We start from the raw sequence: 19,071 nt of genomic DNA, 5'->3' as shown, positions 1-19,071 counted from the left end.
GCCCTGCCTTCACCTAATCACAGAGCGGCGGCGCGCAACAGGGCCGGGAACTGCGCACCACGCCCTCTGGAGCTCGATCAGCCGACCTGGGCGGGGCCATGGGGTGGCCCAATCCGGCCTAACTCCGGCCTTGCTAAGGAGCGGCGCTGTCCAAGTATTAAAACCTGCTCAAGCATCGTCCCTTGTCAGGGCGCCATGGCGCACCAAGAGATGGACAATTCCGTCTGAACGTGGACAGCGCAGCCCCCGGGAAGCCCGCTACCATCGCCGCGGCGCGGAGTCACCGTCCCCGATGAGCTTCCGTTCGCGCGCCGCTAGCGGGCGGCGCGGAAGTCCTTGACCCAGTCGGCCGTGGCCTTCATCCCGCCAAAGGTGTAGAAGTGAAGCTTCACGGTACCGTGCACAGCGGGGTCATAGCGGCTGGCGAATTCCTCGAGGAACTTGTCCGGCCCGGCGGTCCCCAGCAGGTTGGTCAGGGAGAACCCGTACTTGTGAACGATTCCGGCCGACGACGCCACTCCGAACCGCTTGGCATAGTTCAGCAGCCTCTTGACCCCGGCCGGCCCGGGGATGCCGATGCGCACCGGCGCGTTAATCCCACGGCGGCGGGCCTCGGCCAGCCACTCGAAGACGGGATCGGCGTCGAAGCCGAATTGGGTGATGATGACCGCTTCAAGGTTTTGCCGCTGCAGTTCGGCGTGCTTGTCTTCCAGCGCCTTCCACAACACCTCGCCGGAAATGTCCGGATGCCCCTCCGGGTAGCCGCTGATGCCGACCCGGCGGATTCCGTACCGGGGCAGGAGCCCGCTGCGGATGACCTCCAGCGAGTCCGGATAGGGCCCCATCGGCTCGACCGGGTCGCCGCCTACCACGAAGACGTCCTCGGGTGCCGCGTCGGCGGACAACGCCCGCAGGAAGTCTTCGAGTTCGGCCCGTGACGCCAACCGGCGGGCGGAGACATGCGGCACCGGCACGAAGCCGTGCCGCTTGACGGCGGCGGCCGCCGCCACCCGTGTCGGCAGGTCCTCGTTCCCCAGGAAGGTGACATTGATCCGCGTCCCCGCCGGGATGGTGCCGGCGGCGTCTTCCAGTGCGGGGACATCCTTGCCGGTCATCTCGAGCGAGAAGTCGTCAAGCAATGTCCGGGCTGCCTGCGACGGGGCGTGTTTGGGGTCGGCCATAGTCGGAAGTCCTTCCACGTGTGGTGCCGGTCACCCTTGACCGACCTGCAGCGAGTCTAGCCGTAAAACCACTACGGATATAGGGGTTGAAGAGTGGTTTGCATTTCTCAATCACTGGGTGGATACTATGGGAGCCTTCCCTTCTAATCCCAGGAACCACCATGTCCACGCCCCGCGCGCTGCGGCCGTTCGCCCACCGCAACTACCGGATCCTCATCTCGGCCCTGGCCATCTCGGTCTTTGGCACCGGCATGTGGGCCGTGGCCATGGTCTATCAGGTCATTGCCCTGGGCGGCGGGCCCATCCAGCTCTCGCTCGTCGCCACCTGCGCCAGCATCGGTTTGTTGGCGTTCGTACTGCTCGGCGGCATCGCGGCCGACCGGCTTCCGCGCCGCCGCCTGATTATCAGCGTGGAAGCGGCCAACCTGGTGGCCATCGGCGCGGTGGCCCTGCTGGCCATGACCGGGCTGCTGCAGCTGTGGCACCTGGCCGCCGCCGCTTTCCTGCTGGGTGTGGGAGCCGCGTTCTTCTTCCCTGCCTACTCGGCCATCCTGCCGAGGATCCTGCCAGCCGAGGACCTGCTGGCGGCCAACGGCATGGAGGGCACCATGCGGCCGCTGCTGCAGCAGGCCGCCGGCCCGGCGGCAGCCGGCATGATCGTCGCCTCCTTCTCCCCCGGTGCGGCCATCGGGTGGATCACGCTGTGCCATCTGGCCGCGCTGATCATCCTGAACTTCCTCGGCCAGGAACTGGTTCCGGATGCAGGGACCAGGGCGTCGGTCGCCGCTGCAGACGAGCCCACGGCCAAGCGGGGCTCCGTGCTGGCGGATTTGCGGGAGGGCGTGGCCTACACGCTGAAGACTCCCTGGTTGCTCTGGACGCTGCTGTGGGCCGTCGTGAGCGTACTCATCTTCATCGGCCCCATCGAGGTACTGCTGCCGTTTGCGGTTGCAGACCAGCTGGGCGGGGACTCACGCACGTTCGGCTTCCTGCTTGGCATCTTCGGCATCGGCGGCGCCACGGGGGCGATGGTCACCGCCTCGCTGCGGCTGCCACGGCGCTACCTGACGGTGATGCTGCTGTTCTGGGGCGCCGGCGCGCTGCCGATCGCCGTCATCGGCTTCACCGGCAGCTTTTGGGCGATGGCCGCCGCGCTGTTCGTGGTCGGCGCGACCGGCAGCGCGGGCCAGGTCATCTGGGGCACGCTGCTGCAGCGCCGGGTGCCGCCGCACCTGCTCGGCCGGATCTCCAGCCTTGACTTCTTCGTCTCGCTGGCGCTGATGCCGGTCTCCATGGCGCTGGCCGGCCCGCTGGGCGAAGTCGTGCCCATCTGGCTGATCTTCCTCCTGATCGGCCTCGCCCTGCCGCTCCTGGCGGTGCTGGCGCTCATTTTCGGCGGAATGCTGAAGGACGAGCTTGAGCACCCGCTGGACCGGACCCTCGAACCGTCGGGGCAGGCGCGCACCTAGCACGGCCGGCCGCAGAGTCGCAGGGGCACATCCCGAAAACGGCCCGATTCGAAGCGGCCGTCTCAGGATCAACATCGATTTTTCGTGGCCATCCGACTATCGATGGATATAGTGATTGGCAACACAACACTGAAAAGGAAGTTGAATCAGTGAGTCTCCGCTATGCGTTACTGGCGCTGCTCAGCGTCGAACCAATGACCGGTTACGACCTCTACAAGGAATTCGAGGCGTCCGTCGGGAATGTGTGGCACGCGCCCGACTCCCAGATCTATCCGGAGCTGCGGCGGATGGAGCAGGAAGGCCTGCTCGACGGGGAGGAGGTCGTCTGGGGCCAGCGCGGCAAAAAGCGCCGCTACCACATCACCGCCGCCGGCCTGCAGGCCTTCCGGGACTGGATGAACACCACGCTGGACTACACCCGCGTGCGGGATCCCGCCCACCTGAAGGCGGCCTACCTGGAGTGGGCCGAACCGGACGCCGCGCGGGAGCAGATGCGCGCGCACATTGAGCACCACGCCGCACTCCGGCAGCAGTGGGAGCAGCGGATCCGCGAGATCGACGGCGACAGCAGCGAGATGCTCAATCGCCGGCTGGCGGGCACCCCGGACAGCGAACGGGCGCGGGTGAAGGCCTTCAAGCGCTTCACCTATGAAGGGCTGGTTGCCCGCGCGGAACAGGAGATTACCTGGGCCCGCCGCGGTCTCGCCCTCATCGACCGCCTTTACGTCGACCAGCCGGACGTCCGTCAGCCGAAGGCCCCGCAGCCGGCCGGCGCCCGCAAGTAGCCCCGCTCGCGAAGGCAGCCCCGGGGCTAGTTCGAGTATTCCTTCCGCAGGTCGGCCTTGCGGATCTTTCCGCTGGCCGTCCGCGGCAGGTCCTGCACGAATACCACGGACTTGGGAATCTTGTAGCGGGCCAGCCGCCCGTCCAGGTGCTGCTGGATCTCCTCGGCGGACACCGAGAAACCGTCGCGGACCGTGACCACCGCGCGTGGCACCTCCCCCCACTTCTCGTCCGGGATGCCGATGACGGCGGCACTGCTGACGGCCTCCAGTTCCAGGATGACCTGCTCCACCTCGGCCGGGTAGATGTTCTCGCCGCCGGAGATGATCATGTCCTTGAGCCGGTCGGAGATGAACAGGAAGCCTTCGTCGTCCACGTAGCCCATGTCGCCTGACTTGAACCAGATGCCGTCGGCATAGCTCTCGGCCGTGGCATCGGGCCGGTTCCAGTACTCGCGGATGACATTGGGACCCGAAATCTGGATTTCGCCGACCTCGCGCGCCGGCAGGACCTCGCCCATCGGATCGGCGATCCGGATGTCCGTGAAGAAGTGTGGAAGCCCGGCCGATCCGGCCTTCGGGCGGGACTTTTCCGCTGCCAGCGTGGTGGCGCCTGGCGCCGTTTCGGTCATCCCGTAGCCGTTGGTGAAGGACAGCCCGCGGGCCTCGTAGGCTTCCAGCACCCGCATGGGCACGGCCGATCCGCCGCAGGTCAGCTTGTTCAGGGAGCTGATGTCCGTCCTGTCCCAGTCCGGGTGCTCGCACAGCAGTTGGTAGGTGGTCGGCACGCCGCTGATGCTGGTCGCCTTGTACTTCTCGATTAGCATCAGGGTCCGCCCCGGATCGAACTTTGGCTCCAGCACCACGGTGGCCCCCTTGAGCAGGGCCGGCAGCACGCCCATGCCCAGGGAGGCAACGTGGAACATCGGGGCGATCATCAGGGCGACGTCGGTGCTGGCCATGTCGAAGTCCACCAGCACATTGATGCTGTTCCAGGTTATGTTGCCGTGGGTGAGCAGCGCGCCCTTGGGCCGGCCTGTGGTGCCGGACGTGTAGAGGATCATGGCCGGGTCGTCCAGCGACACTGCTTCATCGCGGCGTTCTGCGCTGCCGGAGGCAATGACCTCCTCCAGAAGCTCGACGGCGGTGCCCTGCTCCCCTGCCTCGGCAACGGTTCCCGCCGGGGCATCTTCCACCACTATCCGGTGGCTCAACCCCAGGAGCGAACTGCCCCGGGCGGCCAGCGCTTCCAGGCTGCGTGCGTGCACCAGGATGCGGCTGCCGGAATCCTGCAGGGCGAACTGGACCTCGGGCGGGGCCAGCCGGGTGTTCAGGGGGACAAAAATGGCGCCCAGGGTCCCGCAGGCAAAAAAGGTTTCAAGGAACGCCGGGTGGTTCTCCCCCAGGTAGGCCACCCGCTCGCCGCGGGTGATGCCGCGGTCCGCCAGGGCGTTGGCCAGCCGGTCCACCCGCTCGGCGAACGCGCCGTAGCTCAGGTCGCCCGCGCTGCTGATGATCGCGGTCTTCTCCGCAGACTTCATGCGGCGCTTGTAAATCCAGGCGCCAAGCCCTTGATTCTGCATCGTGACATACCCTTCCGACATACCCGGCGAGCGGGTCTGGACAGCCCCGGCAAGCGGGCCCAACTCATAGCCCGGCGGGGCCGAACTCACGGCTCCGCGGTGAACCGCGTCACAGCGGACACTTCCAACCTAGGGCTTTTTAGTTGAGAAAGTCAATAGTTGAGGATGCCGGCCTACCGCCGGCTTTCGGCGCACCAACAACCGAGGGTGTGCGCGCCTTCCGGCCGGCTCCTCTGGGCCTCAAGAACGCGATCGGCTCGGCCCGCCCGCAAAAGGGCGCCCGCCCCAAAAGGCAGCGGGTTCGGCCCGCCCCAGGCCAGTGAAACGCCCCTCCGCAAGCGCGGAGAGGCGTTTCTGCCCAAGGCCCGCCCGTAGCGGCGCCGCCAGGCCCCCGGCAACACGTCGGCCAACGCAGGCCGGTGGACCCTTATTGCTGCGGCAGGAGCGCCTCCATGTCCGGGATCTCCTCGATCAGGCCGTTCTTCAGCGAGATGTCGGCGATCTCCTGGATGGATTCGGCATTGACCTCCTGCGGGAATTTCGGCAGGGTCAGCTGCTCAATGACCGCCGGGTCCAACTGGGTGTACTCGGGCAGGATCTCGCGCACCCGGTCCGGGTTCTCGTCGGCGAACGCCAACGACTTCTTCATCGCCCGAACGAAGGCCTGGGTGACATCCGGCTTCTCCCCGGCGATGTCGTCCGAGGTGAAGTAGGTCGCCACGGTCAGATTTTCCACGGGATAGGCGTAGTTGGAGAACACCGGCACCGCACCGTCACCTTCGACGATGGTCACGAACGGCTCGACCGCGGCGATCGCGTCCACGTTGCCGTTGGCGAGAGCCGCGGGCATGTCCGGGAAGGGCATTTCCACGAAATTCAGGTCGGACGAGTCCGCACCGGACTGCTCCACCGCCTCACGGATCGTGGAGTCGCTGATGTTGTTCAGCGTATTGACGCCGATGCGCTTGCCGGTCAGGTCCGCAATCTCCTTGATCCCGCTGTCCGGCTTGACCATCACGGCGGCAAAATCCTCATCCTGGTTGCCGGTGGTCGAAGCGCCATTGGCCACCATCTGCATGTTCAGCCCCTTGGAGCGGGCAATCACCAGTGACGTGACATTGCTGAAGCCGAAGTCCATCTGACCGCTGGTGATGGCCGGAATGATGGCCGCGCCACCCTGTGCCGGCACGAGCTCCAGATCCAGGCCCTCCTCTTCGAAGAATCCTTCCTGGTCGCCCAGGTAGATGGGGGCCACGTCAACGATCGGGATGACCCCAACGCTGATCGGAGTGAGCCCCCCGGCGGCTTCGGTGCCGCCTGTCGGTGCACCGCCGCCACCGGATGGACTGCCGCCTCCGCAGGCTGTTGCCGCCAGCACTGCCGCCAACGCAGCTACCGTTCTGATTCTCTTCATGGGTCCCTCTCCCACTCACCGCCCCATGCAGCAAGAGTGTGCCTTAGGTCACAGTATCTACGGACATAGTGGAGGCAGTCAACGATCCGGGGTCACCGTGCTCCGGTCCGGGCCACGGCCGGCCCCGGGACCATCCGAGACGTCCGGGCGGGCCAGCTGGGCCCGACGCCCGTGCGGCACGGGCTGAAACACGCCGCAGGGCGGCTGCCGCATCACCGGAACCGCCCTGCCGCTTGCGAAGAACGAAGGCTACTGCACGATCATGGCCGGCACGTCGGGTGCCTTGTCCACGTACTCGTACTTGACCATAAGCTCGCCCATGTCGCTGAGCACCTCGGTGCGGACCTCGCCGTCGAAGACTTCCATCTTCAGGTTCTTGGCGACCTCCTCCGGCATGCCCATGAATTCCGGCAGGACCGCGCGGACGCCGTCGGTGTCACCCTCGGCGGCCTCCAGGGTTTCCGTCACCGCGGCCTTGAAGTCGGCCACGATGTCCGGGTTCTGCTCGGCGTAGCTGCCGCTGGTGAATGTGACCATGGTGGGCAGGCCCGGCAGCGTCTTCTGGTTCGGGTAGCCCAGGAGTTTGTAGGCGTCGTTGGAGAGGGCCTTGGACTGGAACGGCTCCGGGACCCAGATGGCGTCCACGTTGCCGCGTTCCAGCTGCGCTTCCATGTCCGGGAACGGCATTTCGCTGAACTTCAGCGCGGAGGGGTCGGCCCCATCCATCTCGGCAGATTCCATGATGGTCAGGTCGCCCTGGGTTTTGAGCGTATTGACGGCAGTCGTCTTGCCGGCCAGGTCGGCAAAGGTCTCGATTCCCGAGTCGGCCTTGACGATGACGGCATTGTTGTCCTCGCCCTCGGCGCGCGAGGCGCTGAAGCCGGAGACAATCTTCATGTCCAGGCCCTTGTCCACCGCAGTCATGACCGACAGCGGGTTGCCGACGGCGAAGTTCATGGTGCCGGTCGAAACGGCGGGCAGCATGGCAGCGCCGCCCTGCCCGGTCTGCAACTCCAGCTCCAGGCCGTGCTTCTCGAAGATGCCTTTATCGATGCCGTACTGCATGGCTCCCGACGGGGCGATCGGCAGCACGCCCACGGTGAGCTTGGTGATCCCGGAGCCGGCGGCGCCGGACTGTTCCGCCGGCGCTTCGTTCGTCCCGGAGGGGGAGCCGGAGCCGCAGCCGGTCAATGCCATTGCGGCAATCGCGCCACCGGCCAGTAACTTCGCCAAGTGCTTCTTCATGAATTGCTCCTCGCGGTCCTCGGCGCCGCCGCCCCCGCCGTCGGGAGACTGACTGTGATCGGCACCACACCTAGATACAATGTAGATACAATAGTTGAATAAATCAACAGTTAGGCAGGATTTGTAGACCTGCCTTCCATTGCGACCGGGAGCGGCCCGGCGTCAGGCGTAAAAGCGGGCCAAAAACTCCGCGATGACCGCGGGGCGCTCCTCGCCTTCGATTTCGATGGTGTTGTTGGTCTTGATCTGGACGCCGCCTTTGACCTCGGTGACCTCGGAAATCACCGAGTGCATGCGGACCTTGGAGCCGACTTTCACCGGGCTGGTGAAGCGGACACGGTCCAGGCCGTAGTTGACCTTGGTCGTAATGCCTTCCACGTCGAACAGTTCGCTCCAGAGCGGAATGATCAGCGACAAGGTCAGGAAGCCGTGGGCGATCGGTGCGCCGAACGGGCCTTCCTTGGCCTTTTCCGGGTCGGTATGGATCCACTGGTGGTCATCGGTGGCATCGGCAAAGGTGTTGACCTGGTCCTGCGTGATTTCACGGTAGTCCGTGTAGCCCAGGTCCTTGCCGACCAGGTTGGGCAGTTCTTCGAGGCTGACGACGGTGTTGCTCATGGGTGCTCCTTGGGGAATGCGGTGCGGAATGGTTCTAGCGGAATGCGCCGGTGCCGGTGATGGCCCGGCCGACTATCAGGGCGTTGATCTCGTGGGTGCCTTCATAGGAATAGACGGCTTCGGCGTCGGCGTGGAAGCGCGCGACGTCGGTGTCCAGGGTGATGCCGTTGCCGCCAACGACTTCCCGGGCCAAGGCAACGGTCTCGCGCATGCGGGCGCTGCAGAACATCTTGGCCAAAGCCGAGTTTTCGTCCTTGTAGATGCCTTCCTCCTGCTGCTGGGTCAGCCGCACCGCCATGCCGAGCGAGGCCGTGAGGTTGCCGAGCATGGTGGCCAGCTTCTCCTGGACCAGCTGGAATCCGGCCAGCGGCTTGCCGAACTGCCGGCGCTCCTTGACGTAGCGCAGCGCGGCCTCGTAGGCGCCGGCCTGAACGCCGGCGGCGATCCACGCGACGTCAGAGCGCATGTTTCGCAGCAGCGAGGCTACGTCCGCGAACGAATTGACGTTCTGCAGGCGCGCGGACTCCGGTACGCGGACCCCCGCCAGCGTGATGTCCGCGTTCTGCATCATCCGCAGCGAGGTCTTGCGCAGGATCTTGGCGATGCCGACGCCGGGGGCATCGGTGGGGACGAGGAAGCACTTGACCTGTCCGTCCGCCTGGTCGCGGGCAAAGATGGCGAGCACGTCAGCGGTGACGGCCCCGCCGATCCAGCGCTTGGCGCCGTCGATAACCCATTCGTCCCCCTCGCGGCGGGCGCTGGTCTCGAGCCCGCCGGCAATATCCGATCCGTGTTCCGGTTCGGTCAGCGCAAAGACGCCCTTGAGCTCGAAGCTGCGGATCTTCGGGTCCAGCTCTGCAGCCTGCTCGGCGCTGCCGCCAAGGTTCACGGCCGTGCGGAACAGGCCCGACTGGGCGTTGTAGAAGGTGGCGACGGAGGCGTCGGTCCGGGCGAGCTCGAAGTTGCGGAAACCCTCGTAGAGTCCGGAGGGCTTCGCGCCGCCGTCGGTCAGTTCGGTCGGCGCCATCAGGTTCAGGTCATAGAGCGGCCGGGCAATCTGGTACGGAAACTCACCCTGTTCCCAGTAGTCCGCCAGCAGCGGCTGAACCTGCTCCTCCAGCACGCTGCGCAGCCGGCCGAGCACGGTCCGCTCAGCGTCGGTCAGGAGGGTGGCGTAGCCGTACTGGTCGGAGGGATAGAACGGCCCGCCTGCGGTGCCTGCCTTCTCTTCGGCCACCGCGCTCATGCCTGCCCACCGCCCAGCCCGAGCAGGCGCACTGCGTTGTCCTTGAGGATCTTCGGCCGGACCTCGTCCTTTAAGGGCAGGTCCGCGAAGGCGCCCAGCCACTTCTGCGGGGTGATCAGCGGGTAGTCGGTGCCGAACAGCACTTTGTCCTGAAGGACCGAGTTGGACAGTTTTACCAGGGATTCCGGGAAGTACTTCGGCGACCAGCCGGACAGGTCGATGAACACGTTGGACTTGTGCGTGGCAATCGAGTTGGCCTCGTCCTGCCAGGGCACCGAGGGGTGCGCCATGATGATCTGGAATTCCGGGAAGTCAGCGGCGATCTCGTCCAGCAGCAGCGGGTTCGAGTAGCCGAGCTTGATCCCGGAGCCGCCGGGAGTGCCTGCACCCATGCCGTTCTGGCCGGTGTGGAACACCGCCGGCAGGCCCAGCGACTGCAGGGCTTCCCACAGGGGGTAGAACCGCTCGTCGGACGGATTGAAGCCCTGCAGGCTCGGATGGAACTTGAATCCCCGCACCCCGTAGTCCTCGACCAGGGACTTGGCCCGGTCGATGGCCGCCGGACCGGTCAGCGGATCGACGGAGCCGAACGGGATCAGCACGTCGTTGTTGCGGGCGGCGCCCTCGGCGATGTCCTCGATGCTGTTCGGCTCGTGCTTCAGGCGGGTCCGGGCGTCCACGGTGAACACCACGGCCGCCATCTTCAGTTCCCGATACGTTGCTGCAATCGCGTCCAGCGACGGCGTCCGTTCCTCCGCCTTGAAGTACTTGCTCGAGGCGTCCATCAGTTCCTGCGGCAGCGAGACGTGCCCATGGCCGTCGATCTCGATGTGCACATGCATGTCGATCGCGGCCAGCGACGCGACGTCGAGCCCCGGTTCGTAGCGCGTGGGAGCCATGGCTACTTGGCCGCCGGTTCGGGCTGCAGGTCGGCCGGCAGCTCGGGGAATTCCTCGCCCACGCCCTGCAGGCGACCGCCGAACAGGTCGTCGAAGCGCTCGGTCAGCGCCTCGTAGGTCCAGCCACCGTCCATGAACTCGGTGGCGACGGCCTCGGGGTGGGACCACAGCTGCAGGCGGTCGCCGCCCACACCGATCGCCTGCCCGGTCACGTTGGCTGCCGCGTCGGAGGCGAGGTAGGCAACGAGCCCCGCGACGTCGTCGGCCGTTCCGAAGCCCAGGTCCTTGCGGAAGAAGTCGGGCATGGCCTCGCCGCGTTCGTCCGCCTCCACGGCCTTCTGGAAGAACGGCACGGTCTTCGTCATCGCGGTAGCTGCGACCGGGATGACGGCATTGGCGGTAACGCCGGCCTTCTTCATTTCCAACGCCCAGGTGCGGACCATGCCGACGATGCCGGCCTTTGCCGCGGCGTAGTTGGTCTGGCCGAAGTTGCCGCGCTGGCCGGTGGGCGAACCGATCGTGATGATCCGGCCCGCGACACCGTTCTCCTTGAAGTAGGCGTAAGCCTCGCGCGCGCAGGTGAAGGTGCCGCGCAGGTGCACGTTGATCACCAGGTCGAAGTCCTCGTCGGTCATCTTCAGCAGCGACTTGTCCCGCAGCACCCCGGCATTGGCCACCAGGATGTCAAGGCGGCCGAAAGTCTCCACGGCGGCGCCCACCAACTGCTGGGCGGTTTCGGTGGACCCCACCGGGGCAACGACGACCGTGGCCTTGCCGCCGGCGGCGGTGATGCTGGCAACGGCTTCCTCCGCGACCTGCGCGGCCACATCGTTGACCACAACGGAGGCGCCCTGCCGGGCAAGCTCCTGCGCGTAGGCCAGGCCGAGGCCCCGGCCGCTTCCGGTGACGATCGCTACTTTTCCGGCCAAAGACATCTGCTGCTCCTTCGTCCCGCACCGGGGAGGTGCGTTGCGGTTTATGCTGGTCTAAAACCAATGACAACCCATATGATTGAAAAAGTCAATCATTTTGGGTAGTACCGACTTCGAGCGAGGGAACATGTCCGCACCAACCACGGCCGTCCGCCCGTCGGCAACCAACGGCCTCGAACGGCTGTACGGTACCGAGCTGGCCAACGAGATCGAGTTCCTCACGGCGCGGGCGCGTTCGCTGGGGTCAGGCCTGGCCAACACCATGCTGGCCGAGCTGGACCTGAAGGTGCGGTCCTACTCGGTGCTGTCGCTGGCGTGCAGCGGACAGAACCCGTCGCAGCGCGAACTCGCCGACTTCCTGAGCCTGGATCCCAGCCAGATCGTGGCCTTGGTGGACCAGTTGGAGCGGCGCGGTGCCGTTACCCGCGAAGCCGACCCGCGCGACCGCCGCTCCAAGGTCATCGTTGCGACGGCGCCCGGCCGAAAGCTGTACAAGCAGGCCGAAGCAATCATCCGCCAGGCGTCGGACGAGTCCCTGGCCCAGCTGAACGAACAGGAACGGGAGACGCTGCGCGATTTGCTGCGGCGCATCGCCTTCTGAGCGGCGGCACCGGGCCATGAGCGGCACCGGCTCTTGGGCAGCCGATTAAACAGCGGAGCCGGCCGCACCCTCGCGAGGATGCGGCCGGCTCCTCCCTGCCCGGACTGCTAGCTGGCGCTGCCGGCCTGGGTGGCCGCTGCCGGGCGGTGGCCCTGCTTGGCCAGCTGGATCTGTTCGTAGACGTGGTGGCGCAGTTCGGTGAACCGAGGCAGCGCGCGGGTGTTCAACTGGTCGCGCTCGTCGGGCAGATCGATCTGGAGGTCTTCCTGGATGACGGTCGGCGAGGAGGACAGGATGATCACGCGCTGGCCCAGGTAGACCGACTCGTCGATGTCGTGGGTGACGAACAGGACCGTGACGCCCAGTTTCTTCCAGACCGTGCGGATCAGGTCCTCCAGGTCGGCGCGGGTCTGTGCGTCGACGGCGGCGAACGGCTCGTCCATCAGCAGCACCTCGGGCTGGTAGGCCACGGCCCGGGCGATGGCCACGCGTTGCTGCATGCCGCCGGAGAGCTGCCACGGGTAGGACTGCGGCACGTGGTCCAGGCCCACGGCCTCGAGGGCGTCGTCCACCAGCTTGTCGCGCTCGGCCTTGCCCATGCCGGCGTTCTTCAGCGGCAGCTCCACGTTTTCGCGCACCCGCATCCAGGGGAACAGCGAGCGGCCGTATTCCTGGAACACCACGGCCATCTTCTTCGGCGGGCCGGTCACCCGGGCGCCGTCCAGCAGCACCTCACCCTCGGTGGGTGCCAGCAGGCCGGAGATGCACTTGAGCAAGGTGGTCTTGCCGGATCCGGACGGGCCGACCAGGCAGGCCAGCTCCCCTGCCCTCAGGTCGAAGGTAAGGTTGCGCACCGCCTCGATGTCGCCGCCGTCGGTGTGGTAGACCTTCTTGACGCCGCGGACCGAGAGCATGGCCTGGCCTTCGGGCAGGGTTTTGCCGGTCGGAACCGGGGTGGTTTCAGGCTGCATTTTCTACCTCTCGCAGGCCGTGGTACCAGCGCAGGATCTTGCGCTCGGTCCATTGGAAGATGAATGACATGGCAACACCGATCAGGCCCAGCACTACGATGCCGGACCACATTTCCGGGATCGCGAAGGAGCGCTGGAACTGCACGATGGTAAAGCCGAGCCCCGACGACGAGGCGAACATTTCGGAGATGACCATCAGGATCAGGCCGATGGACAGGCACTGGCGAACCCCGGCCATGATCTGGGGCCCCGCCGAGGGCAGCACGAGGTGACGCACGCGGGCCATACCGCCGATGCCGTAGGTGTGCGCCGAGTCCGAAAGCACCGAGTCGATGGCGCGGACGCCTTCAATGGTGTTCAGCAGCACCGGCCAGATGCAGCCGGAGATGATGACCACAATCTTCATCGTGTCGGTGATGCCCATCAGCAGCATCAGTACCGGAATCAGCACCGGCGGCGGGATGGCGCGGAAGAACTCCAGCACCGGCTCGGTGAAGTCGCGCAGCCACTTGATCGAGCCGATCAGCAGGCCGGCGACGATGCCCAGGATGATCGCGGCGGCCACCCCGATGAGCAGGCGGCCGATCGAGGGCAGCACGTCGGACAGGAGCCGTTCGCCGAACCAGGTCTCGGCGAACGCGTCGACGAGCAGTGCCGGCGTGGGTACGAAGAAGTTTGCCTCGCCCAGCGTTGAGGCCCACCAGATCAGCACCAGGATGACCGGCAGTGCCAGCGCGTAGGCAATGCTTTTCAGGACTTTCATGCGATCACCTCGGAACGGATCGATTCATGCCAGGACAGGGTCTTGCGCTCGATGAAGCGCATCACCAGGTTGACCAGCACGCCGATCAGGCCGGTGGCCAGCACCAGCGCGTACATGCCCGCGATCGCGCCGCCGGACTGCGCCAGTGCGATTTCCCGACCCAGGCCAGGAGAGCCGATCACCAGTTCTGCCGTGATGGCCAGAATCAGGGCGACCGCTGCTGCCAGCCGCACCCCGGTCATCAGGTACGGCAGGGCGGTGGGGAACACCACGTGGCGGACCCGGGCGAACCGGCCCAGGCCGTAGGACTTCGCCGTCTGCATTGCAACGTTGTCCACGTCGGCCACCCCGTACAGGACCTGGATGAAGACCTGCCAGAACGATGCGTAGACGATCAGCATCAACGAGGATTCGATCTTCACGCCGAACAGCAGCACGGCCAGCGGAATCAGCGCCACCGACGGGATCGGCCGCAGGAACTCCACCGTGGAGTTGGTGAACTTCCGCAGGAAGTTTGACGAACCGATAATGAAGCCAAGCACCACGGCCAGCAGCACCGCCATCAGCAGGCCAAGGAACCACGCGAGCATTGTCTCGCCCACTGCCAACCAGAACGCCGCCAAACCGAAGTCGTTGAAGAGCACGGCGAGCACCTCGGACGCCGGCGGCAGGAAGCGCGCCTCGACAATCCCCACCCGCGGAACCAGCTCCCACACCAGCAGGAACGCGAGGATCCCGGCAAGCCCCAGCAACTGCTTGGCGGGACGCTTCTTCGACGGGCGCCGGCGGGACCGGCTGGCCGCCGGACCCTTGCTGTCCGTGGTCACCGCGGGGGCGCTCATGAGAGCATCTCCGCGAGGTGCGGCGCCCTATACAGCGCACATTTCATTTCCACTCCTTCTGCCCCGCGGAGAACGGGGATACAGACCGCCCTGTTCGCTAGCCGAACATGCGTTCACTAGCTCCAGTGTGGTCGACGCCACTTGGTGACGTCAAACACTCTAGGCCATCGTTACGCAGGCAACACTGCGCGACGGTGTTTAACGCCAGTGAATTGAAATGATCAACGGTTTGTGCTTGGCAGCTCAGCGCTTTCGGCCGAGCAGGAAGTAGGCCAACGGGCCGATGAAATTCAGGAAGGATGCCGCAAACCACACCGGCTTCGGCCCGTTGACCAAGGCGGCCGGGCGCTTCTTCAAATCCTTGAGTGCGGCCGTCTGCAAGACAAGCTGCAGTCCGGCCATGATGGCCACGCGCAGCCGCTGTCCCCCGCTCAAATCCTTGAAGGACTTCTTCTTCATGGCTTTCTTCATGGCGGCCTCCCGGTCTGTTCTGGCAGCAGGTGCCTCAAGTGTAGGCGTGCACCGGCCGGCCGCGTAGGGGCTCAGCGGTCCCGTTCGTACAGCCACGGCAGCGACGCGGTGGAGAGCCGGTGCCGGGACCCGGCGAAAGCCGCTGGCCCCGGACCGGGATAGGCGTCATCACCCGCCCACACGATGACCTGCCCGCCGGCCGGGTCGTCAATCACGTGGCTCTCATAGTTGAAAGGCTCCGCCTTCCGGGCGGCTTCCAGCGCGTCCGCCACGGTGCCGAAGCGGCCCAGTTCATGCAGTGTCACCCAGGTCGGCGGGACCAGCCGCATCCGGCCGTATTCATGCCGGCGGAGCGCTTCCCCGGGCGGCATCCAGGCAAAGCCGGCCAGCTCGCCGTCGTTGAGCACGATCTCCCCGGCCGGCGCCGCTGCCGCAAAAAACCACGTTTGGAAGCGGCGGACCAAGCTGTGCCGCGGAACCCAGTTCGACAGGTGCACCAGTTCCTGCGCGGCGATCCGCAGTCCGGTCTCTTCGAATGTCTCGCGCACCCCTGCAACTTTCGCCGCCGCCAGCTGCCTGCCATGTTCACCCTCGACGGCGCTGCCGATCCCCGTGCCGCCGGGGGCTTCCGCTTCGGCCGCCAGGTAGTCCCCCGGATCCACCTTGCCGCCGGGGAATACCCAGGCACCGGCGAAGGACCCCCTGCCGGGGCGTTCCAGCATCAGGACTTCCAGTCCCTCGGGGCAATCGCGCAGCAGGATGACTGTTGACGCCAGTTCCGCTTGGTTCGCCTGCTTGTCCTCCGCTTTATCCACGCCCTTAGCTTAGGACGATGGCTGAAGCGTTGGTTCCAGCCAACCCTGTCGCGCCTACTTCCGTGACAGCAGCCGCTCAACCCGCGGCCTGACCTCGGTGGCCAGCAACGTGATGGATTCGATCAGGTGCTCGTGCGGCAGCCCGCCGATGTCGGTCTGCAGGAAGTGGCGCATGTGTCCCAAGTATCCGTGCAGGTGGACAATCCGCTCGGCCACGTCGTCCGGATCGCCGACATAATAGGCGCCCGGCGCTTCGGCCTGGGCCAGGAAAGCGCGCTTGTCCGGCGCGGGCCAGCCACGCAGCCGGCCCATTTCCACATTGAGGTTGTGCCAGCCGGGGTAAAACCGGTCGAGGGCCTCCTGCTTGCTCGGCGCTACCAACCCGAGGGCGGCTACGGAAACCTTGATCTGCGGACCGCTGTGTCCGGCCTGGGCCGCGGTGCGCCGGTAGAGCTCGGCCAGCGGCGCGAACCGGTGCGGGGCTCCGCCGATAATCCCATAGGAGACGGGCAGCCCGAGCTGCCCGGCCCGGGCCGACGAAGCGGCGTTGCCCCCGGTTGCCAGCCAGATCGGCAGCGGCCCGGCGGCGGGCCGCGGCACGACGGCCAGGTCCGTGATGGCCGGCCGCCGGGATCCGCTCCACGACACTTCCGGGGCGCGGCTGTTGTTGATGGTCATCAACAAATCCAGCTTCTGCGCATACAACTCGTCGTAGTCGCCCAGGTCGTAGCCGAACAGCGGAAAGGTTTCCACCGATGAACCGCGGCCGGCGGTGATTTCCACACGGCCGCCACCGGAGATCGCGTCGGCGGTGGAAAACTGCTGGAACACGCGAACGGGATCGTCCGTGGAAATAATGCTGGCGGCGCTCCCGAGCCGGATCTGCTTCGTGGCGGCCGCGGCCGCGGCGACGATTGCGCCCGGCGAGGACGCGGGCATGCTGGTGGTGTGGTGCTCGCCGATCCCGAAGTAATCCAGGCCAACCTTGTCGGCGTGGACGATCGCGTCGAAGAGGTTGCGGATGGCCTCGGACGTCGCCCGCTGGGTGCCGTCCGGATTCAGTTGCGTGTCGCCGAAGCTGTAGGCACCGATTTCCATGTCTTGTCCTGTCCTGCCTGTCGTCGCCGTCATGGACGTGCGGGTTCGTGGGCCTCCGCCAAGAGGCCACGGAGCTGTCCGGCGGTATGGGCCGCGTTGAAAATGCGGGTGCCCGGTTGGAAGACGCGGCCGGCGGACAGCGGGCCGGCATCGACCGGGTCATAGCCGAGGCGGTCGATGAATCCGGCGACCAGGGACTTGGCGTCGTCATCATCGCCGGCAAGAGCCAAGGCCCGGCGGTTGGCGGAGCCCGAGTCGCGGCCGTCCTCTTCGAGTTCCCGGTAGCCAATATGGTTCAGCGTTTTCACCAGGCGCGCGCCCGCCAGGAAATCCTGGATGACCTCGCTGCTGCCGCGCGGGTCGTTCTCGAAGTCGTCGATCACGCCGTCGGTGGGCGCCCAGTAATTCATCACATCTATCACGGTCTGTCCGGCCAGGATGCCCGGATCCAGGGTGCGGTATCTGTGCAGCGGCACCGCGGCGAGGACCAGGCCCGCCGTCACAACCTCGGCGGCGTCGACCGGCTCCGCGCCCGGCGTGATGATTTCCGCCAGCAAGGCGATCTCTGCGGCCGGCTTGGATGTTGCGATCTTCACCCGGTAGCCGGCTTTGAGCGCTTGACGGGCCACGGCGGTACCCACCCGGCCGGCTCCCAGGATGCCAATGGTGCCCAGCTCCATACCAACTCCAGTCTGCAAATATGTTGTCTGACAGACTATATTGTGCGCAGATTATCTGTGCAACTTCGTTTGGTTGGATATCATGTGAGGCATGACAGGAGAACGAGCCGCCACAGCGGACAGGACGCACAGCCCGGTTCCTGGCGATCTCGGCTGGAACCTCGGCATGGTGCTGCGCGGGTACCAGGAAAAATTCGAGGAGGCCGTCACCGGCATGCCGGAAGGCATCCGCGGCTACCAAATCCTCTCCGCCGTCGTGCATCGGGACCCGCCGAACCAGCAGGCCCTCGGGGCTCACTTGGTAATTGACCGAACCGTGCTGACCTACATCTTGGACAAGCTCGTGGCCGCCCGGCTGGTGGAGCGCGTACCCGCCGCCAACGACCGGCGTGCCCGGAAAATCGTCCCCACCGCGCAAGGACGCGAAGCGCTCTCGGACCTCGAGGTCCGCGTCGCACGTGCCGAGCAGGCCCTGCTCTCCGGCTTGTCGCCGGAGGACGTGCGCCGGCTCTCCACCCTGGTCGAGGTGTTGGCCATGGAGATCCACCGCGCGCAGCCGAACTCCAGCCCGTGCGAGGCGATGGACCACCTGCCCTAAACTCGTCAGCATGTGGATCGGCTGGATTGAGTTCGACCTGCTCCTGGGCGACGTGCATTCACTCAAGGAAAAGCGATCCGTGCTGCGGCCGATCGTCGCCGAGGTACGGAAGCGGTTCGATGTTTCCGTGGCGGAAGTCGGCCAACAGAACCTCTACCGCCGGGCCGAACTGGGCATCGGGCTGGTAGGCGCCGACCGGGCCCATGTGGTCCAGGTGCTTGACGCGGCCGAGAACTACATTGCCTACCGCCCCGGCGTGGACTTGCTGAGCACGCGGCGCAGAATCCACTCCAGCGACGACTAAGTCCGGCAGCGGACCGCTGCAAACCGGCCCTGCAGGCAGCTGGTGCGCATCGACCGGCGCGGATATTGGTAGCGTTGGTCACGCCCATGATCCGTGCCACATCCGGAGGCTCTGTTGACCACCCCCGCCACCGACGAGCAGTTTTCTACCGTTGAGGAGCTTGTCCGCCACCGCTATGCCTCCGACAAAGCGTCGCAGCATCTTGGCATCGAGGTGCTCGAGGCCGAAGAAGGCCGCGTTGTAATGGCCATGGGCGTGCAGGACTACATGCTGAACGGCCACCACATCCTGCACGGCGGCTATCTGTTTACGCTCGGCGATACGTGCTTCGCGTTCGTTTGCGAGTCGCTGGGCCGGCCGTCGGTCTCCCGTCAGGCCGAGATAACGTACATTGCGCCCGGCGCGGCGGAAGCCCGCCTGGTGGCCACCGGCGTCGAACGCACCCGCTATGGCCGCAACAACATCGTGGATATTTCCATTCACGACCAAGACGGCCAGCACTTGGCCGAAATGCGCGTCTACGGCGTGCTGGTCCCGAAGAAGTAGTTCCGCCCCGCAC

At 66.0% G+C, this 19,071-nt stretch carries 21 protein-coding genes; 6 read left to right on the top strand and 15 right to left on the bottom strand.

Annotated elements, in window-relative coordinates:
* Window positions 1–314: 314 nt before the first annotated feature.
* Window positions 315–1,181, bottom strand: coding sequence for a methylenetetrahydrofolate reductase (locus tag AC5RVS_RS04805; RefSeq protein WP_493989796.1), 867 nt, complete (start codon window positions 1,179–1,181; stop codon window positions 315–317).
* 161 nt (window positions 1,182–1,342) lie between these two features.
* On the opposite strand from AC5RVS_RS04805, the gene AC5RVS_RS04800 reads away from it, so the two are divergent.
* Window positions 1,343–2,650: an MFS transporter gene (locus AC5RVS_RS04800; protein ID WP_494107344.1), complete on the top strand. Its 1,308-nt coding sequence runs from the start codon at window positions 1,343–1,345 to the stop codon at window positions 2,648–2,650.
* A 149-nt stretch (window positions 2,651–2,799) separates the two neighbouring features.
* Window positions 2,800–3,435: a PadR family transcriptional regulator gene (locus tag AC5RVS_RS04795; RefSeq protein ID WP_494107343.1), complete on the top strand. Its 636-nt coding sequence runs from the start codon at window positions 2,800–2,802 to the stop codon at window positions 3,433–3,435.
* Window positions 3,436–3,461: 26 nt separating this feature from the next.
* On the opposite strand, the gene AC5RVS_RS04790 is transcribed toward AC5RVS_RS04795, so the two are convergent.
* The 7 genes from AC5RVS_RS04790 to AC5RVS_RS04760 form a co-directional block, all read right to left on the bottom strand.
* Complete coding sequence (locus tag AC5RVS_RS04790; protein WP_494107342.1) at window positions 3,462–5,015, bottom strand: acyl-CoA synthetase; 1,554 nt, start codon at window positions 5,013–5,015, stop codon at window positions 3,462–3,464.
* A 427-nt stretch (window positions 5,016–5,442) separates the two neighbouring features.
* Window positions 5,443–6,429: an ABC transporter substrate-binding protein gene (locus AC5RVS_RS04785; RefSeq protein WP_493989800.1), complete on the bottom strand. Its 987-nt coding sequence runs from the start codon at window positions 6,427–6,429 to the stop codon at window positions 5,443–5,445.
* A gap of 249 nt (window positions 6,430–6,678) precedes the next feature.
* Entirely contained in the window at window positions 6,679–7,674 is a 996-nt protein-coding gene (locus AC5RVS_RS04780) for an ABC transporter substrate-binding protein (RefSeq protein WP_494107341.1), read from the bottom strand.
* Window positions 7,675–7,836: 162 nt separating this feature from the next.
* Window positions 7,837–8,292, bottom strand: a complete 456-nt coding sequence (locus AC5RVS_RS04775; protein ID WP_494107340.1) for a MaoC family dehydratase — start codon at window positions 8,290–8,292, stop codon at window positions 7,837–7,839.
* A 34-nt stretch (window positions 8,293–8,326) separates the two neighbouring features.
* The gene (locus AC5RVS_RS04770) at window positions 8,327–9,538 is read right to left on the bottom strand and encodes an acyl-CoA dehydrogenase family protein (RefSeq protein WP_494107339.1); all 1,212 of its coding nucleotides are present in this window, start codon (window positions 9,536–9,538) and stop codon (window positions 8,327–8,329) included.
* Window positions 9,535–10,437 carry an amidohydrolase family protein gene (locus tag AC5RVS_RS04765; RefSeq protein ID WP_493989804.1) on the bottom strand — a complete coding sequence of 301 codons (903 nt, stop codon included), beginning with the start codon at window positions 10,435–10,437 and terminating at the stop codon, window positions 9,535–9,537. Before AC5RVS_RS04765 ends, AC5RVS_RS04770 begins: the two co-directional genes overlap by 4 nt.
* Before the next feature lie 2 nt (window positions 10,438–10,439).
* Window positions 10,440–11,372: an SDR family NAD(P)-dependent oxidoreductase gene (locus AC5RVS_RS04760; RefSeq protein WP_494107338.1), complete on the bottom strand. Its 933-nt coding sequence runs from the start codon at window positions 11,370–11,372 to the stop codon at window positions 10,440–10,442.
* Between the two features lie 124 nt (window positions 11,373–11,496).
* On the opposite strand from AC5RVS_RS04760, the gene AC5RVS_RS04755 reads away from it, so the two are divergent.
* Window positions 11,497–11,970 carry a MarR family winged helix-turn-helix transcriptional regulator gene (locus tag AC5RVS_RS04755; RefSeq protein WP_493989806.1) on the top strand — a complete coding sequence of 158 codons (474 nt, stop codon included), beginning with the start codon at window positions 11,497–11,499 and terminating at the stop codon, window positions 11,968–11,970.
* A gap of 107 nt (window positions 11,971–12,077) precedes the next feature.
* Here the strand turns inward: AC5RVS_RS04755 and AC5RVS_RS04750 are convergent, their stop codons facing one another.
* The 7 genes from AC5RVS_RS04750 to AC5RVS_RS04720 form a co-directional block, all read right to left on the bottom strand.
* Complete coding sequence (locus tag AC5RVS_RS04750; protein ID WP_493989807.1) at window positions 12,078–12,941, bottom strand: ABC transporter ATP-binding protein; 864 nt, start codon at window positions 12,939–12,941, stop codon at window positions 12,078–12,080.
* Window positions 12,931–13,704: an ABC transporter permease gene (locus AC5RVS_RS04745; RefSeq protein WP_493989808.1), complete on the bottom strand. Its 774-nt coding sequence runs from the start codon at window positions 13,702–13,704 to the stop codon at window positions 12,931–12,933. Before AC5RVS_RS04745 ends, AC5RVS_RS04750 begins: the two co-directional genes overlap by 11 nt.
* Complete coding sequence (locus AC5RVS_RS04740) at window positions 13,701–14,546, bottom strand: ABC transporter permease (RefSeq protein WP_493989809.1); 846 nt, start codon at window positions 14,544–14,546, stop codon at window positions 13,701–13,703. Before AC5RVS_RS04740 ends, AC5RVS_RS04745 begins: the two co-directional genes overlap by 4 nt.
* Before the next feature lie 243 nt (window positions 14,547–14,789).
* Window positions 14,790–15,017, bottom strand: coding sequence for a PLDc N-terminal domain-containing protein (locus AC5RVS_RS04735; protein WP_494107337.1), 228 nt, complete (start codon window positions 15,015–15,017; stop codon window positions 14,790–14,792).
* 71 nt (window positions 15,018–15,088) lie between these two features.
* Window positions 15,089–15,832: an NUDIX hydrolase gene (locus AC5RVS_RS04730; RefSeq protein ID WP_494107336.1), complete on the bottom strand. Its 744-nt coding sequence runs from the start codon at window positions 15,830–15,832 to the stop codon at window positions 15,089–15,091.
* A 54-nt stretch (window positions 15,833–15,886) separates the two neighbouring features.
* A complete protein-coding gene (locus tag AC5RVS_RS04725) occupies window positions 15,887–16,930 on the bottom strand; it encodes an LLM class flavin-dependent oxidoreductase (protein WP_494107335.1) in 1,044 nt (347 codons plus the stop codon).
* A gap of 29 nt (window positions 16,931–16,959) precedes the next feature.
* Entirely contained in the window at window positions 16,960–17,610 is a 651-nt protein-coding gene (locus AC5RVS_RS04720) for an NADPH-dependent F420 reductase (protein ID WP_494107334.1), read from the bottom strand.
* A gap of 91 nt (window positions 17,611–17,701) precedes the next feature.
* On the opposite strand from AC5RVS_RS04720, the gene AC5RVS_RS04715 reads away from it, so the two are divergent.
* The 3 genes from AC5RVS_RS04715 to AC5RVS_RS04705 all read left to right on the top strand — a co-directional run bounded on the left by AC5RVS_RS04715 (window position 17,702) and on the right by AC5RVS_RS04705 (window position 19,058).
* Window positions 17,702–18,208 (top strand): MarR family winged helix-turn-helix transcriptional regulator, encoded by a 507-nt coding sequence (locus tag AC5RVS_RS04715; RefSeq protein ID WP_494107333.1) that lies wholly within the window; start codon window positions 17,702–17,704, stop codon window positions 18,206–18,208.
* A 10-nt stretch (window positions 18,209–18,218) separates the two neighbouring features.
* Window positions 18,219–18,512, top strand: coding sequence for a DUF503 domain-containing protein (locus AC5RVS_RS04710; protein WP_493989815.1), 294 nt, complete (start codon window positions 18,219–18,221; stop codon window positions 18,510–18,512).
* Between the two features lie 114 nt (window positions 18,513–18,626).
* The gene (locus AC5RVS_RS04705; protein WP_493989816.1) at window positions 18,627–19,058 is read left to right on the top strand and encodes a hotdog fold thioesterase; all 432 of its coding nucleotides are present in this window, start codon (window positions 18,627–18,629) and stop codon (window positions 19,056–19,058) included.
* The last annotated feature ends 13 nt before the right edge of the window (window positions 19,059–19,071 follow it).

It is taken from the genome of Arthrobacter sp. Y3221048, assembly GCF_059092685.1.
This window is presented reverse-complemented; position numbering and strand designations above follow the sequence as displayed.